Here is a 14,314-nt window from a genome sequence, read left to right as displayed (position 1 = left end):
ACACCCGTTCCCATACCGAACACGGAAGTTAAGCTCTTTAGCGCCGATGGTAGTTGGGGGCTTCCCCCTGTGAGAGTAGGACGTCGCTAGGCACACAAAGCAGTCAGCAGAAGCTGGCTGTTTTTTTTTTGCGTATTTTAGAATGTTGTAAAAGATTGTAGTAAATTTGTAATCGCTTTAATAGAACTTTTAGTGCATTTTTTTGTGTAAAATTGTTCAGAATAAATAAGTACTGTATTTATTTAAATAGTCTTTCATTGTGTGTTTATTGCTCGAAGAAAAAAATTTTAAAAACAAATATTTGTACATTAATTATAGAAATTTCCTCTTAAAAGTGGAGAATTCCGTATAAATTTTACTAGATTTAAAAGTCTGAATTGTCTTTCTTTTATAAGTTTCTTGACAGTAGCATGACTCGTTGTTAATCTTACAATTAATATTCTTTTAACTATAGGAGGAAGTTACAAAATGTGGGAATCTAAATTTGCCAAAGAAGGTTTAACTTTTGATGATGTATTATTAGTACCAGCTCATTCAGAAGTCTTGCCGAAAGATGTTGATTTATCAGTTCAACTAACACCAAAGATTAAATTAAATATCCCTATGGTCAGCGCGGGTATGGATACAGTTACAGAATCTAAAATGGCAATTGCTATGGCGCGCCAAGGTGGTATCGGTATTATCCATAAAAATATGGGAATCGATGAGCAAGCGGAACAAGTTGAAAAAGTAAAACGTTCTGAAAATGGTGTTATTACAAACCCATTCTTCTTAACTCCTACTCACCAAGTTTTCGATGCTGAACACTTAATGGGTAAATACCGAATTTCAGGTGTACCGATTGTGGATAGTATGGAAAACCAAAAGCTAGTAGGTATTATTACAAACCGCGACTTACGCTTTATTTCTGACTACTCTTTAAAAATTGAAGATGTCATGACAAAAGAAGATTTAATTACAGCTCCTGTTGGAACGACTTTAGAGGATGCTGAAAAAATTCTTCAACAATATAAAATTGAAAAACTTCCTATTGTAGATGAAGATGGTAAATTGACTGGTCTTATTACAATTAAGGATATTGAAAAAGTAATTGAATTCCCGAATGCTGCAAAAGATGTACATGGTCGTTTATTAGTTGGTGCAGCAGTAGGTGTTTCTAAAGATACAATGATTCGCATTGAGAAGCTTGTAGAAGCGCAAGTGGATATCGTAGTAATTGATACAGCACATGGTCACTCAGAGGGCGTACTGCAAACAATTCGTTCTATTCATGAAACATACCCTGAACTAGAAATCATTGCTGGTAACGTGGCAACAGGAGATGGTGCTCGTGCACTATTTGAGGCTGGTGCAGATGTAGTGAAAGTTGGTATTGGACCAGGATCTATTTGTACAACTCGAGTTGTTGCGGGTGTAGGTGTACCTCAAATTACAGCAATTTATGATTGTGCTACAGTAGCACGTGAGCTTGGTAAAACAATTATTGCTGATGGTGGTATTAAATACTCTGGAGATATCGTAAAAGCTCTTGCAGCAGGTGGTAACATCGTAATGCTTGGTTCACTTCTTGCAGGTACTTCTGAATCTCCTGGAGAAACTGAAATCTTCCAAGGTCGTCGCTTCAAAGTGTATCGTGGTATGGGTTCAATTGGTGCAATGGAAAAAGGTTCAAAAGATCGTTATTTCCAAGAAGATGCGAAAAAATTAGTGCCAGAAGGTATCGAAGGTCGACTACCTTATAAAGGACCTCTAGCAGATACAGTTTATCAATTAATCGGTGGTATTCGAGCAGGTATGGGTTATTGTGGCGCTCCTAACCTTGAATATTTACGTGACAAAGCTCAATTTGTTCGTATGACAGGTGCAGGTCTTCGTGAATCACATCCACATGATGTTCAAATTACAAAAGAATCACCAAATTATTCAATGTAATAACTTTCAAGCAACTTTTAAGCGCTCGTATCGTCTACAAAGATGACACGAGCGCATTTTTTTATGCGATAGATTGCGCACGTACGATGCTATCTATGATAAAATGGCGAGGACAAGATTATTTTTTGGAGGGCAATAAAGGTGAAAAAAACAATGAACACCGTATTACGTTTGCTCCTAATTCCTGTTCTATTATTTAGTATGTTTGCAGGGATTCCTGCGAAAGCAAATGCTGAAACAGATTTAGGGCTTAATGCTGATGCTGCGATTTTAATTGACGCAGATTCAGGGAAAATTTTATATGAACAAAATGCAGATGCTTCACTGGGTATCGCTAGTATGACGAAAATGATGACAGAGTACCTACTACTGGACGCAATTGATGCAGGTACGGTGAAATGGGACCAGGAGTATCATGTTACGGACTATACGTATCGTATGTCTCAAAATCGTGCATTAAGTAATGTGCCATTACGAAGAGACGGATCATATACAATTCGTGAACTATATGAAGCTATGGCAATCTATTCTGCCAATGCAGCAACAGTAGCGATTGCAGAAACAATTGCTGGAACTGAAACAGAGTTTTTAAAACTTATGAACAAAAAGGCAGAAGAGCTTGGACTTGAAGGCTATAAGTTTGTAAACTCAACTGGTCTTAACAATGCAGATCTATTTGGTATGCAACCGGCAGGTACTGGACCAGAAGATGAGAACGTGATGCCAGCTAAATCTGTAGCGAAATTAGCATATCATTTATTAAAAGATCATCCAAAGGTTTTAGAAACATCTAGCATTCCAAAAAAGTGGTTCCGTGAAGGTACAGATGATGCGATTGAAATGGCGAACTGGAACTTTATGTTACCAGGTCTAGTTTACCAATATGAAGGCGTTGACGGTTTAAAAACAGGTACAACTGATTTTGCAGGGCACTGCTTCACAGCTACTGCAGAACGCAATGGAACACGTTTAATTTCTGTTGTTATGAAGGCTGTAGATTCAAAGGGACAAGGCTCAAAAAAGGCTCGCTTCGACGAAACAGCAAAATTATTAAACTACGGTTTCTCTCAATTTACAAAACATGAAATTATCCCAGCGAACTACAAGTTTAAAGACCAAAAAACAGTAAAAGTTACAAAAGGGAAAGAAGATAGTGTAGCAATTGCTGTGAAAGAACCAATTTCATTTATGGTGAAATCTTCTGAAAAAGATTTATATCAACCTAAATTAGTATTAGATAAAAAAAGTCTTGAAGCTAAAGTTAAGAAGGGTACAGTAGTGGGGAAAGTCGTTATTGAGCGCACAGAAGGCACAGATTACGGCTTTATTGATGGCAAAGAGTTTGCATCTGATGTTGTAACAACAGCGTCTGTAGAACGCGCAAGTGGCTTTGCTCTATTCTTCCAAGGTATCGGTAGCTTCTTCGGCAACTTATGGGGCGGAATTACGGACTTTGTTGGTGGATTATTTTAATAACTAACTAAAAAGAACACGCTTAATGTTTGAAAAAACATGGTGTGTTCTTTTTTCACGTTTTCAAGGCTACGTGCATACGCTAATAGGCGAAAGGATGTGGCTAAATGTGTGGAATTACCGGGTGGGCTAGCTTTAAAAATGATTTACGAACAAGTGATACTATTATGAAGACCATGGCACAAGCATTAAGTAAACGAGGACCTGATGATGAAAATACTTGGTGTAATGAACATATCGCATTTGGCCATCGGCGGTTAGCGGTCATCGACTTAATAGGCGGTAAGCAACCGATGATGAAAAAACATGATGGCGTAAACTATGTCATTACATATAATGGCGAACTCTATAATACGGAGGAAATACGGAAAGAGCTTCAAACAAGAGGGCATGTATTTACAACACACTCTGATACGGAAGTATTATTAACTGCCTATATTGAATGGAAAGAACAATGTGTTAACTTCTTAAATGGCATCTTTGCCTTTGGTGTATGGGATGAACATAGCGAATCCCTGTTCCTTTGTCGTGACCGTCTTGGTGTCAAGCCGCTGTATTATACGGAACAGCAAGGAGGGTTGCTTTTTGCATCTGAGGTCAAAGCGTTATTTGCACATCCAGCTATCCAGCCAATTGTTAATACAGAAGGTCTAGCAGCTATTATGGCTGTAGGACCGTCTAAAACGCCTGGGAAGTCGCTGTTCGATAATATTAATGAACTACGACCAGGATACGCAATGCGGTATTCTAGAGAGGGCGTACGCATATGGCAATATTGGCAGCTCCAAAGTAAAAAACATGAAGAATCATTAGAAGAGACAATTGACCATGTACGGTATTTACTAACCGATGCTATCGAACGGCAGTTAGTATCAGATGTACCGATTTGTACCTTTCTTTCGGGAGGTTTAGATTCCAGCATAATCACAGGTATTGCGGCAAACAGCTTTCAACAACAAAATAAAGGAAAGCTGCATACGTATTCGATCGATTATGAAGATAATGAGCGTTTCTTTCATCCACATGCTTTTCAAAACTCAACGGATACCTATTGGATTCAAAAAATGACCGATTCGTTTGCCACGACACATCATGCTGAGCAAATTACACAGCAGCAATTAATCGATTTGTTAATCGAAGCAGTTATTGTAAGAGATGCCCCAGGTATGGCGGATGTGGACTCTTCATTACTGTGGTTTTGCCGGGAAATTAAAAAAGATTTTACGGTAGCTTTATCAGGCGAATGTGCAGATGAAATATTTGGAGGGTACCCGTGGTTTAAAGAAAAATCAACAGGCTTTCCTTGGATCCGTTCATTACCTGAACGCACAGCATTGTTACGACCAGAATGGCGCAATAAATTAGCCGTAGAAAACTATGCGCAGCATCTTTATGACCAAACGATTGGTGAAGTACCTTATTTAGATGGAGAAAGTTCCGAGGCCGCACAGCATCGTGAAATGCTTTATTTAAATATGGTATGGTTTATGCAAACATTGCTAGAACGAAAAGATCGTATGAGCATGGGGGCTAGTTTAGAGGTGCGTGTACCATTCGCAGACCATCGCCTTGTAGAATATGCGTGGAATATTCCTTGGGAAATGAAAAATGTAGATGGTATGGAGAAAGGCTTACTGCGAAAAGCAATGTCGCATTTATTGCCTCAAGAAGTACTTTATCGAAAAAAGAACCCTTATCCGAAAACCTATCATCCTGTTTATACAGCGGGTGTTCAAAAATGGTTAACCGAAATTTTAAAAGATAAAAATTCCATTCTCCACGAATTATTCGAACGCCAAAAACTAGTAGAGTTAATTGAATCAGGGGGAAGCTCATTTAAAGTCCCTTGGTACGGACAATTAATGGCAGGGCCGCAACTGTTAGCCTATTTAGGACAGATTGACACATGGTTTAAGCATTATCATATTCAACTGAAAGAACATTAATAAAAGCACAACCATCTCATCACAATAATCGTGATGTAGATGGTTGTTTAGCTTGTATTCCCCAGCAATGCATTAATTTTTCAACGGACGTTTCAATTTCAGGCACTGGAATACCGCCAAAGCCGAGTAAAAATTGTGCCTTTGAAGTTGTATTTCCGTCAAGACGATAAGCTGATAATGGATAAATGCCTATGCCCGCTTCATTGGCAATTTGCTGTAATTGTTGCTCAGATAATTCATGCTGAACATTAAGCAAGATGTGCATACCTGCTTGCTCTCCAGTAATTTTAATTTTTGTAGAATAATTTTCTAATATCGTCGTTAATTTCTCATGTTTTTTTCGATATACTTTTCTCATACGATTTAAATGTTTTGAAAAGTGACCATCTCGCATAAAGTTGGCTACAATGTGCTGATCGAACCTCGGTACTGTCGAAGAATAATAATTAAAGACATCATTGTAAGTAGCAAGTAGCTTAGGTGGTAGTACAAAATAGGCCACACGCAAGGAAGGCATTAATGATTTTGTAAAGGTACTCATGTAGATGACTTTGTCATTTCGATCTAATGCTTGAAGCGCCGGAATTGGTTTTCCAGTATAACGAAATTCAGAATCATAATCGTCCTCAATAATATATCTTGAAGGACTTTGAGCGGCCCAATTTAATGCTTGTGCGCGTCGTGTAGCAGATAATACAGCACCAGTAGGGAATTGATGTGATGGCGTTATATAAACAACGTCAGCAGCTGTTTTTTCTAGTTCTTGAATAAGTATGCCTTCTTCGTCTACTGCAATAGGACAAACACTTCGTTTATGTTGTAAAAACATCCGATGTACGGTCGGATAACCAGGATTTTCGAGCGCAAAGCAAGTATCTTCGCTGAAAAGACGTAATATCATCGGCAGTAGTTGTTCGGTACCTGATCCGATTACAATTTGCTCAGGACTACAAATAACGCCTCGTGATTGATATAAATAATTAGCAATTTCTGTACGTAGCGCTAATTCACCTTGGGGTTCACCTGTAAGTAATAATTCCTTAGACGCATCATCAAAAAGCTCTTTTGCGTATTTACGCCACGTTTGAAATGGGAATGCATCAATATCAATGGAACCAGGATTAAAATCAATAGAATATGTTTTTTTCCGGGGCTGTTCAGTTAGGATAGTAGATTTGTCTTGCTGAATATATGGTAGCTCATCGATATCCTCGACAAAATAACCGACCCGAGATTTTGACATAATATAACCTTCTGCCAGTAACTGAGCATAAGCAATTTCAATCGTCGTTTGAGAAATATTTAAAAAATCCGCTAATTTCCTCTTGGAAGGTAGTTTTTCTCCCACTGTAATTTTCTTCGTACTAATAGCTTCCTTTATGCCGCTATAAAGCTGATCATACAACGGTTTTCCCCCATCTTTTTCAAGTTGAAATAAAAGCATATCCATGTTTGATAATTCTCCTGACCTTATAAATTTTTTATAAACTGAATATTTCGATATGGTCAATTTCTATTATACTAAATTTCATCACAAAGGTGGAGGTAGAAAAAATGAAGCAAACAGGAACTGACTTAGTAAAACGTGGGATGGCGGAAATGCAAAAGGGTGGCGTTATTATGGATGTCATTAATGCAGAGCAGGCGAAAATTGCTGAAGCGGCAGGTGCCGTCGCTGTTATGGCATTAGAGCGAGTACCATCTGATATAAGGAAAGCGGGTGGCGTTGCACGGATGGCAGATCCTCGCATTGTCGAGGAGGTTATGGCAGCCGTTACGATTCCGGTAATGGCGAAGGCGCGTATTGGCCATATTGTTGAAGCGCGGGTGCTAGAAGCAATGGGTGTGGATTATATTGATGAAAGTGAAGTATTAACACCGGCAGATGAGGAATTTCATTTGTTAAAGAGTGATTATACAGTACCTTTTGTATGTGGTTGTCGTGATTTAGGGGAAGCGGCTCGGCGCATAGGTGAAGGGGCATCTATGCTACGGACAAAAGGTGAACCCGGTACAGGGAATATTGTAGAGGCTGTGCGTCATATTCGTAAGGTAAATGCGCAAGTGCGAAAAGTTGTTGGTATGACGGAAGCTGAGTTAATGACAGAAGCGAAATTGCTCGGTGCTCCTTTTGAATTATTACGAGAAATTAAAAAGCTTGGTCGACTACCGGTTGTAAACTTTGCCGCAGGTGGTGTTGCGACGCCAGCTGATGCCGCATTAATGATGGAGCTAGGGGCCGATGGGGTATTTGTAGGTTCTGGGATTTTTAAATCAGAAAATCCTGAGAAATTTGCACGGGCAATTGTGGAAGCAACGACCCATTATCAGGATTATCAATTGATTGCAGAAATTTCTAAAGAGCTAGGCGTGCCTATGAAAGGTATTGATATTGCGCAACTTAGCCAAAGTGAACGTATGCAAGAACGAGGTTGGTAAGATGAAAAAAATCGGTGTATTAGCATTGCAGGGTGCTGTTCGAGAGCATGTGAAAATGTTAGAGGCACTTGGTTGTCAAACCGTTTTAGTTAAGCATAAGGAGCATTTAGAAGGGCTTGATGGTGTCGTATTGCCAGGTGGGGAAAGTACAACGATGCGCAAGTTATTAAATCGTTATCAACTAATAGCACCACTACGGACACTTGCCCAACAAGGACTACCCATGTTCGGCACTTGTGCGGGGCTGATTTTACTGGCAAAAGAAGTAGTCGACCATGACTCACATTTAGCTGTTATGGATGTTGTCGTTGCACGAAATTCCTATGGACGCCAAGTCGATAGCTTTGAAGTATCATTAAATATTGAGACAATTGGCGATGCGATACCAGCTGTTTTTATCCGCGCCCCACATATTGTGTCAGTTGGCGAAGGTGTGGAAGTGCTAGCAGAGCATGATGGCAAAATCGTGCTAGCGCGCGACGGCCATTTACTGGGTTGTTCATTTCATCCTGAGTTAACGACAGATTTGCGCATTGTCGAATATTTTGTGTCGACTATGGTGTGACTTGCAAAATGTTGTTTCATATAGTACAGTATGGATAAAATTTAAATAATTGAACACGATGATGGGAAGTAGTAGCAAGCACGTTTTTTTTAGAGAGTCAGCGGGTGGTGGAAGCTGATAAAAGCACTTGTGAATCCGTCCTGGAGTTGCGCAGTCGAAGTGAATGAAGTAGGCTGTCGCCGGCTGAAATGCCGTTATGAGATAAGTGGACTAGACGCAAGTCTGGTCAATTAGGGTGGCAACGCGGGTAGCTCTCGTCCCTTTCATGGGATGAGGGCTTTTTTGTGTTCCATTAAATAAAAACTTCCCATCATTATGCATTCTACTACTACTGGAGGTATGGACATATGTTAGATATTAAACGCGTCCGTGAAAACTTCGCGGAAATTAAAGAAATGTTATTAACGCGTAACGAGGATTTAGGAAACTTAGACGATTTTGAAGCTTTAGATACAAAGCGTCGCGAGTTAATTGCGAAAGCAGAAGAGCTAAAAGCGGAACGAAATAAAGTGTCTGAGCAAATTTCTGTGATGAAACGTAATAAAGAAAACGCGGATGAAGTAATCGCTCGTATGCGTCAGGTTGGCGATGAAATTAAAGAACTAGACACACAGTTAAATGAGGTAGAAGACCGCTTTAAAGATATGATGATGCGTTTACCAAACGTACCGCATGAATCTGTGCCAGTAGGTACTACTGAAGACGACAATGTCGTGGAATATACATGGGGTGAAGTGCCAGCCTTTGATTTTGACATTAAAGCACACTGGGATATCGCAACGGATTTACAAATTGTCGATTTTGAACGCGGTGCAAAAGTAACGGGTAGCCGTTTCTTATTCTATCGTGGCTTAGGTGCACGTCTAGAACGTGCATTAATGAGCTTTATGATGGATTTACATGCAGAAGAGCATGGCTATGAAGAAATGTTACCACCTGTAATTGTCAATCGTGACAGCTTAACGGGTACAGGTCAGCTTCCTAAATTTGAGGAAGATGTATTTAAAGTAGATGATACTGACTACTTCATGATTCCAACAGCTGAAGTACCAGTAACGAACTTCTACCGTGATGAAATTTTACCAAATGAAGCTTTACCACAAGGCTTTGCAGCATATAGCGCATGCTTCCGTTCAGAAGCGGGTTCTGCAGGTCGCGATACACGTGGCTTAATTCGTCAGCACCAATTCAATAAAGTAGAATTAGTTCGCTTTGTAAAACCTGAAGAATCTTACGAACAGCTAGAATTATTAACGGGTCACGCTGAAAAAGTATTGCAATTATTAGGTTTACCTTACCGTAAATTAAAAATGTGTACAGCAGATTTAGGATTCACTGCTGCTAAAAAATATGATTTAGAAGTTTGGATTCCGGCACAAAATATGTACCGTGAAATTTCTTCTTGCTCAAACTTTGAAGATTTCCAAGCGCGTCGTGCAAATATTCGTTTCCGTCGTGAGCCAAATGCAAAACCAGAATACGTACACACGTTAAACGGTTCAGGTCTTGCGATTGGTCGAACAGTCGCTGCCATCCTTGAAAACTATCAACAAGCTGACGGAAGCGTAGTGATTCCAGAAGTATTAGTTCCTTATATGGGCGGAAAAACAGTGATTGCACCAAAATAATTAGTCTGTTGCAAGAGACAGAGATGTCCGCGAGCTATTTTAGATTACCCAAGTAAGGGTTTTCTAAAATAGCTTTTTTTTGCTTTTTTAGCTTTGAAAACGCTCATTATTTTAGAAAATTCGTTATAATGAATATAATTCATGGGGATAAGGGGGGAATGATTCATGGCTCTACAACAATTTGCACAAGCATTGAGTGAGTTTGATAACGTTTTAATTACCGATGAAAAAGGCTGCGCAATTTTTTATGATTTAGCAGATTTAAATATATTGTTAGAAATCGGCTTAACACCAGATGAATTTTTCCAAAAAACCGTGACGGATAATTATCAAAATTTATCTACTGATACAAGTACCATTTTTAAAGTATTGCGTACAGGTGAACCAATCATATATTTTGAACAGGTTTTGACCACGTTAAATGGTTTTAGCTATAAATCGCTTAGCTCAACCTATCCGATTATCGAAAAGGGAGAAGTTATTGGGGCTATTGAGTTTTCAAAGCATTTTTATGAAAGTATTCAGATAAAATATTTGGATCATTTTCATGGTCATAAATTATACCGAGATAACTACACGAACTATCGTTTAGAAGACTTAATTGCGGTTAATGCGGAAATGAAAGCTCAAATCGACAAGGCTCGTCGAGGAGCGAAGAAAAATTCATCGATTTTGATTACGGGGGAAACAGGAACAGGGAAAGAGATTATAGCTCAAGGTATTCATAATGAAAGTGAGCGTTTTACGAAGCCATATATTGTCCTAAACTGTGCCACATTAACAGAAGATAATATTTTTTCACAGCTTTACGGTTTTGAAGCTGAAGGTAAGATAGGGAAATTGCAAGAAGCAAATGGCGGCACATTACTTATTGATCAACTAAATACGCTCGATCTTGCATTACAGGCTAAATTATTACATGCAGTAGATTTGAAAATGTTTAATGGAGAGCCATTAGATGTTCGCTATATTACGACGGTCAATGAAGATGTCGATCAGTTGTTAATGGAAAAGAGATTACGTGAAGATTTGTTTTATCGTTTAAATGTTATGCAAATCGATTTACCACCGCTTCAAATGCGGAAAGAAGATATACCTGCTATTCTTGATTTTTATATTGAATTTTATAATGAACATACAATCCAAAAAGATGTTTATTATAGTGATGAGGTACTTCAATTATTTTATGAATATCATTGGCCAGGAAATGTGCGCGAACTAAAAAATGCATTAGAAACAGCCTATAACAACTTAACAGGACAAGAAATTTTAGTGGAGCATATTCCAGAACGCATTGTAAGAACGGTGCAACAAAAAGCGCAACCTGCAATGCCTAATATTCATTCAGGTCATTTACGAGATTTAACAGAAGCCTATGAGCGCTTAATTATTGCTGAAAAATTGCGTGAAACCGAAGGGCGCTTAGCAGAAACAGCCCGTCGTTTAGGCATCTCACGTCAGCTACTGAAATACAAATGTTTAAAATATGAGTTGTTGTAAAATTTTTTTTACAAAAAGGAGATAAAAATTTATCTCCTTTTTTCATGCGCTTAAATTTCTTATGATGTAGCTAAATCTTGTTATGAAGATGATGTCGCTGCTACGACACATTTCATATATATCGCCATCCCCATAATCATAGAAAGAAAAGGTACCTTAGGCGTTTTGAGGTACCTTTTCTTATATAGTGCACATTACAAACAACCTTAATCTGTTATTTTGCGTGCTTTTTTTCTGCCTTTTTGCGCTCGCGTAATGCTCTGAAAAAATCCGTTAAAATTTGACCACATTGTTCGGCCATCATTCCTTCGGTAACATCACATTCATGGTTAAAACGGGCATCATTTAATAAATGATACAGTGAATCAACACATCCTGCTTTGATATCCCTCGCACCGTAAACGACACGAGGCACGCGTGATTGCAAAATTGCCCCCGCACACATAGGACATGGTTCCAGCGTGACATAGAGGGTAGTTTCTTCGAGACGCCAACTACCTAGTTGTTTACATGCTTCTTGAATGACCATTAATTCCGCATGGGTTGTTGCATTTTGGGTTGTTTCTCGTAGATTATGCGCCCGCGCAATAACCTCTCCTTTATAGACAAGAACGGCTCCTATTGGCACCTCACCAAGCAAGGCAGCCTTTTTTGCTTCTTCAAGGGCTTGGCCCATAAATTTTCGATCGGTTTCAAAAATATCCACTAGTATCTCTCCTTATATGTAGTGTATCACGGGTATGAAGTTTTGTGCTTTGCTATAGATTGACATTCCTAAAATAACCATATATATTTATATATGAACACATGCTCATATATAAATATATTGTAGGAGGAACAAAAATGGATGAACAAGTTAAACCTGTAGAACTGGAGAATGCAAAGGGACAGCATCTAGATGAAGAAACACTATTTGTTGTATCTCAAACATTTAAAGCATTGAGTGATCCAACGAGAATACGCATATTAAATTTATTATGTTCAGATGAGCACTCGGTTAACGATATTGCGGAAATATTAGACTTAAGTCAATCAACTGTTTCTCATCAATTACGGTTTTTAAAAAATTTGCGACTAGTAAAATTCAGAAGAGAAGGCACAACCTTATATTATTCAAAAGATGATGATCACATTATGAATTTATTGAAGCAAGCAATTGAACATGCTACACATAACTAAACTTTAGTTTAATTAATTTTGGAGGGGAAAACGATGGGACACAATCACGAGCATGGCCATGATCATACACATGGCGCTAATAAAAAGGTACTTTTACTATCTTTTATCATTATTACGAGTTATATGGTGGTAGAAGCAATTGGTGGTTATGTAACGAATAGTTTGGCACTGCTATCAGACGCTGGGCATATGTTAAGCGATTCAATTTCATTAGCAATAGCACTCCTTGCATTTAAGTTTGGAGAAAAGGCAGCAAGCTATAGTAAAACCTATGGCTATAAACGGTTCGAAATTTTAGCTGCAGTGTTAAATGGTGTGACATTAATTTTAATAGCATTATTTATTTTCTATGAAGCCATAGAGCGTTTTGTAAATCCTCCTGAAGTAGCAACGACAGGTATGCTTATTATTAGCGTTATTGGGCTGTTAATCAATGTTTTAGTCGCATGGATTATGATGCGTGGCGGCGATACACAAGACAATTTAAATATGCGCGGTGCATTTTTACATGTTCTTAGTGATATGCTTGGCTCTGTCGGTGCCATCATTGCCGCATTAGTTATTATGTTTTTCGGCTGGGGCTGGGCAGATCCGCTTGCGAGCGTTATTGTAGCATTATTAGTTTTACGTAGTGGCTATTTTGTTACAAAGGCTGCTGTCCATGTTCTTATGGAAGGAACACCATCAAATGTCGACGCTGAGGAAATTATTCAAATAATCGAGCAGACAGCAGGTGTGCAAAGTATCCATGATCTTCATATTTGGACGATTACGAGTGGCACAAATGCACTTTCCTGTCATGCAGTTGTCGATAGTCAACTAAACATTGGCGAGAGCGAGCATATATTACGCGAAATTGAACATAATCTTCAACATAAGGGTATAAAGCATGTAACGATTCAATTAGAAACTGTAGCAAATCGTCATGATGAATCGATTTTATGTAATATAAAAAGTGAGCAAGCACATCACGATCATGATTAAAAAATAAAATGCCTATTTACATACCCTTCGTGGGTATAGTATGATGAGAGGGAAATAGGAGGTGAACCAATGGAGGACACAGTGAAAGATGATGCTTGTCATACAGAAGAAAATGCGTCGTGTCGAAAAAGTCATCACCCTGAACGTGTGAAAAAAGATTTAACAACTCGTCTAAACCGCGTAGAAGGTCAAATTCGAGGCATTAAGGGAATGATTGAAAAAGACGTTTACTGTGATGATATAATAACGCAACTGTCTGCTACACAATCAGCTTTAAATAGCGTAGCAAAAATTTTATTAGAAGGTCATTTAAAAGGCTGTGTCGTTGATCGCCTATCTGAAGGTGATGAAGCGGTCCTAGATGAGTTAGTCGTGACCATTCAAAAATTGATGAAAAAATAATTTTACGGGTAGTTACTCTATATATAGTATTTTAATTTAACTTAAAGGAGAGATAGTTATGCAAAATGTAACGTTAAACGTACAAGGAATGTCATGTGGACATTGTGTAAATTCAGTAGAAAAAAGTGTAGGTGCACTAGCGGGCGTAGAACAAGTAAAAGTAAATTTGGCTGATGGCTTGGTAGATGTAGCGTTTGATGATGCACAAGTATTACTTGCGCAAATTAAAGAAACGATTGACGATCAAGGCTATGAGGTAGAATAAG

At 38.6% G+C, this 14,314-nt stretch carries 13 protein-coding genes, 1 rRNA gene and 1 other annotated feature; of the genes, 12 read left to right on the top strand and 2 right to left on the bottom strand.

What is annotated here, in order from left to right:
- The 4 genes from rrf to asnB all read left to right on the top strand — a co-directional run.
- Positions 1-92, top strand: a 5S ribosomal RNA gene (gene rrf, locus ACIQXI_RS21860); the annotation flags it as partial.
- 376 nt (positions 93-468) lie between these two features.
- Positions 469-1,932: an IMP dehydrogenase gene (guaB, locus tag ACIQXI_RS21855; RefSeq protein ID WP_402928617.1), complete on the top strand. Its 1,464-nt coding sequence runs from the start codon at positions 469-471 to the stop codon at positions 1,930-1,932.
- A 141-nt stretch (positions 1,933-2,073) separates the two neighbouring features.
- Positions 2,074-3,405: a D-alanyl-D-alanine carboxypeptidase family protein gene (locus ACIQXI_RS21850; protein WP_402928615.1), complete on the top strand. Its 1,332-nt coding sequence runs from the start codon at positions 2,074-2,076 to the stop codon at positions 3,403-3,405.
- Between the two features lie 107 nt (positions 3,406-3,512).
- Positions 3,513-5,351 (top strand): asparagine synthase (glutamine-hydrolyzing), encoded by a 1,839-nt coding sequence (gene asnB, locus ACIQXI_RS21845; RefSeq protein ID WP_402928613.1) that lies wholly within the window; start codon positions 3,513-3,515, stop codon positions 5,349-5,351.
- A gap of 19 nt (positions 5,352-5,370) precedes the next feature.
- Here the strand turns inward: asnB and pdxR are convergent, their stop codons facing one another.
- Positions 5,371-6,801 (bottom strand): MocR-like pyridoxine biosynthesis transcription factor PdxR, encoded by a 1,431-nt coding sequence (pdxR, locus tag ACIQXI_RS21840; protein ID WP_402928611.1) that lies wholly within the window; start codon positions 6,799-6,801, stop codon positions 5,371-5,373.
- A gap of 104 nt (positions 6,802-6,905) precedes the next feature.
- On the opposite strand from pdxR, the gene pdxS reads away from it, so the two are divergent.
- From pdxS to ACIQXI_RS21820, 4 genes are all read left to right on the top strand, one after another.
- The gene (pdxS, locus tag ACIQXI_RS21835; RefSeq protein ID WP_402928610.1) at positions 6,906-7,790 is read left to right on the top strand and encodes a pyridoxal 5'-phosphate synthase lyase subunit PdxS; all 885 of its coding nucleotides are present in this window, start codon (positions 6,906-6,908) and stop codon (positions 7,788-7,790) included.
- Between the two features lies 1 nt (position 7,791).
- Complete coding sequence (pdxT, locus tag ACIQXI_RS21830) at positions 7,792-8,355, top strand: pyridoxal 5'-phosphate synthase glutaminase subunit PdxT (protein ID WP_402928607.1); 564 nt, start codon at positions 7,792-7,794, stop codon at positions 8,353-8,355.
- A 49-nt stretch (positions 8,356-8,404) separates the two neighbouring features.
- Positions 8,405-8,620, top strand: a binding site (T-box leader).
- An 82-nt stretch (positions 8,621-8,702) separates the two neighbouring features.
- Complete coding sequence (serS, locus tag ACIQXI_RS21825; RefSeq protein ID WP_402928606.1) at positions 8,703-9,983, top strand: serine--tRNA ligase; 1,281 nt, start codon at positions 8,703-8,705, stop codon at positions 9,981-9,983.
- Between the two features lie 165 nt (positions 9,984-10,148).
- Positions 10,149-11,483, top strand: a complete 1,335-nt coding sequence (locus ACIQXI_RS21820) for a sigma 54-interacting transcriptional regulator (RefSeq protein ID WP_402928604.1) — start codon at positions 10,149-10,151, stop codon at positions 11,481-11,483.
- Between the two features lie 214 nt (positions 11,484-11,697).
- Here the strand turns inward: ACIQXI_RS21820 and tadA are convergent, their stop codons facing one another.
- Complete coding sequence (gene tadA / locus ACIQXI_RS21815) at positions 11,698-12,189, bottom strand: tRNA adenosine(34) deaminase TadA (protein WP_402928602.1); 492 nt, start codon at positions 12,187-12,189, stop codon at positions 11,698-11,700.
- Between the two features lie 137 nt (positions 12,190-12,326).
- On the opposite strand from tadA, the gene ACIQXI_RS21810 reads away from it, so the two are divergent.
- The 4 genes from ACIQXI_RS21810 (at position 12,327) to copZ (ending at position 14,313) form a co-directional block, all read left to right on the top strand.
- Positions 12,327-12,662, top strand: a complete 336-nt coding sequence (locus ACIQXI_RS21810) for an ArsR/SmtB family transcription factor (protein ID WP_402928600.1) — start codon at positions 12,327-12,329, stop codon at positions 12,660-12,662.
- Between the two features lie 33 nt (positions 12,663-12,695).
- Entirely contained in the window at positions 12,696-13,646 is a 951-nt protein-coding gene (locus tag ACIQXI_RS21805; protein ID WP_402928598.1) for a cation diffusion facilitator family transporter, read from the top strand.
- Between the two features lie 69 nt (positions 13,647-13,715).
- The gene (locus ACIQXI_RS21800) at positions 13,716-14,048 is read left to right on the top strand and encodes a metal-sensitive transcriptional regulator (RefSeq protein WP_402928596.1); all 333 of its coding nucleotides are present in this window, start codon (positions 13,716-13,718) and stop codon (positions 14,046-14,048) included.
- A gap of 58 nt (positions 14,049-14,106) precedes the next feature.
- Positions 14,107-14,313, top strand: a complete 207-nt coding sequence (gene copZ / locus ACIQXI_RS21795) for a copper chaperone CopZ (RefSeq protein ID WP_402928594.1) — start codon at positions 14,107-14,109, stop codon at positions 14,311-14,313.
- Position 14,314: the final 1 nt, after the last annotated feature.

The organism is Lysinibacillus sp. NPDC097195 (genome assembly GCF_044762075.1).
GTDB lineage: Bacteria > Bacillota > Bacilli > Bacillales_A > Planococcaceae > Lysinibacillus.
The sequence above is the reverse complement of the archived record's forward strand: the minus strand, read 5'-3'. Positions and strand labels throughout refer to the sequence as shown.

What these genes read in the sequence shown, in the direction of transcription:
- guaB (WP_402928617.1), top strand. Translation starts at nt 469, where the DNA reads ATGTGGGAATCTAAATTTGCCAAAGAAGGTTTAACTTTTGATGATGTA.
- asnB (WP_402928613.1), top strand. Translation starts at nt 3,513, where the DNA reads ATGTGTGGAATTACCGGGTGGGCTAGCTTTAAAAATGATTTACGAACA.
- pdxR (WP_402928611.1), bottom strand. Translation starts at nt 6,801, where the DNA reads ATGGATATGCTTTTATTTCAACTTGAAAAAGATGGGGGAAAACCGTTG.
- pdxS (WP_402928610.1), top strand. Translation starts at nt 6,906, where the DNA reads ATGAAGCAAACAGGAACTGACTTAGTAAAACGTGGGATGGCGGAAATG.
- pdxT (WP_402928607.1), top strand. Translation starts at nt 7,792, where the DNA reads ATGAAAAAAATCGGTGTATTAGCATTGCAGGGTGCTGTTCGAGAGCAT.
- serS (WP_402928606.1), top strand. Translation starts at nt 8,703, where the DNA reads ATGTTAGATATTAAACGCGTCCGTGAAAACTTCGCGGAAATTAAAGAA.
- ACIQXI_RS21820 (WP_402928604.1), top strand. Translation starts at nt 10,149, where the DNA reads ATGGCTCTACAACAATTTGCACAAGCATTGAGTGAGTTTGATAACGTT.
- ACIQXI_RS21810 (WP_402928600.1), top strand. Translation starts at nt 12,327, where the DNA reads ATGGATGAACAAGTTAAACCTGTAGAACTGGAGAATGCAAAGGGACAG.
- ACIQXI_RS21805 (WP_402928598.1), top strand. Translation starts at nt 12,696, where the DNA reads ATGGGACACAATCACGAGCATGGCCATGATCATACACATGGCGCTAAT.
- ACIQXI_RS21800 (WP_402928596.1), top strand. Translation starts at nt 13,716, where the DNA reads ATGGAGGACACAGTGAAAGATGATGCTTGTCATACAGAAGAAAATGCG.
- copZ (WP_402928594.1), top strand. Translation starts at nt 14,107, where the DNA reads ATGCAAAATGTAACGTTAAACGTACAAGGAATGTCATGTGGACATTGT.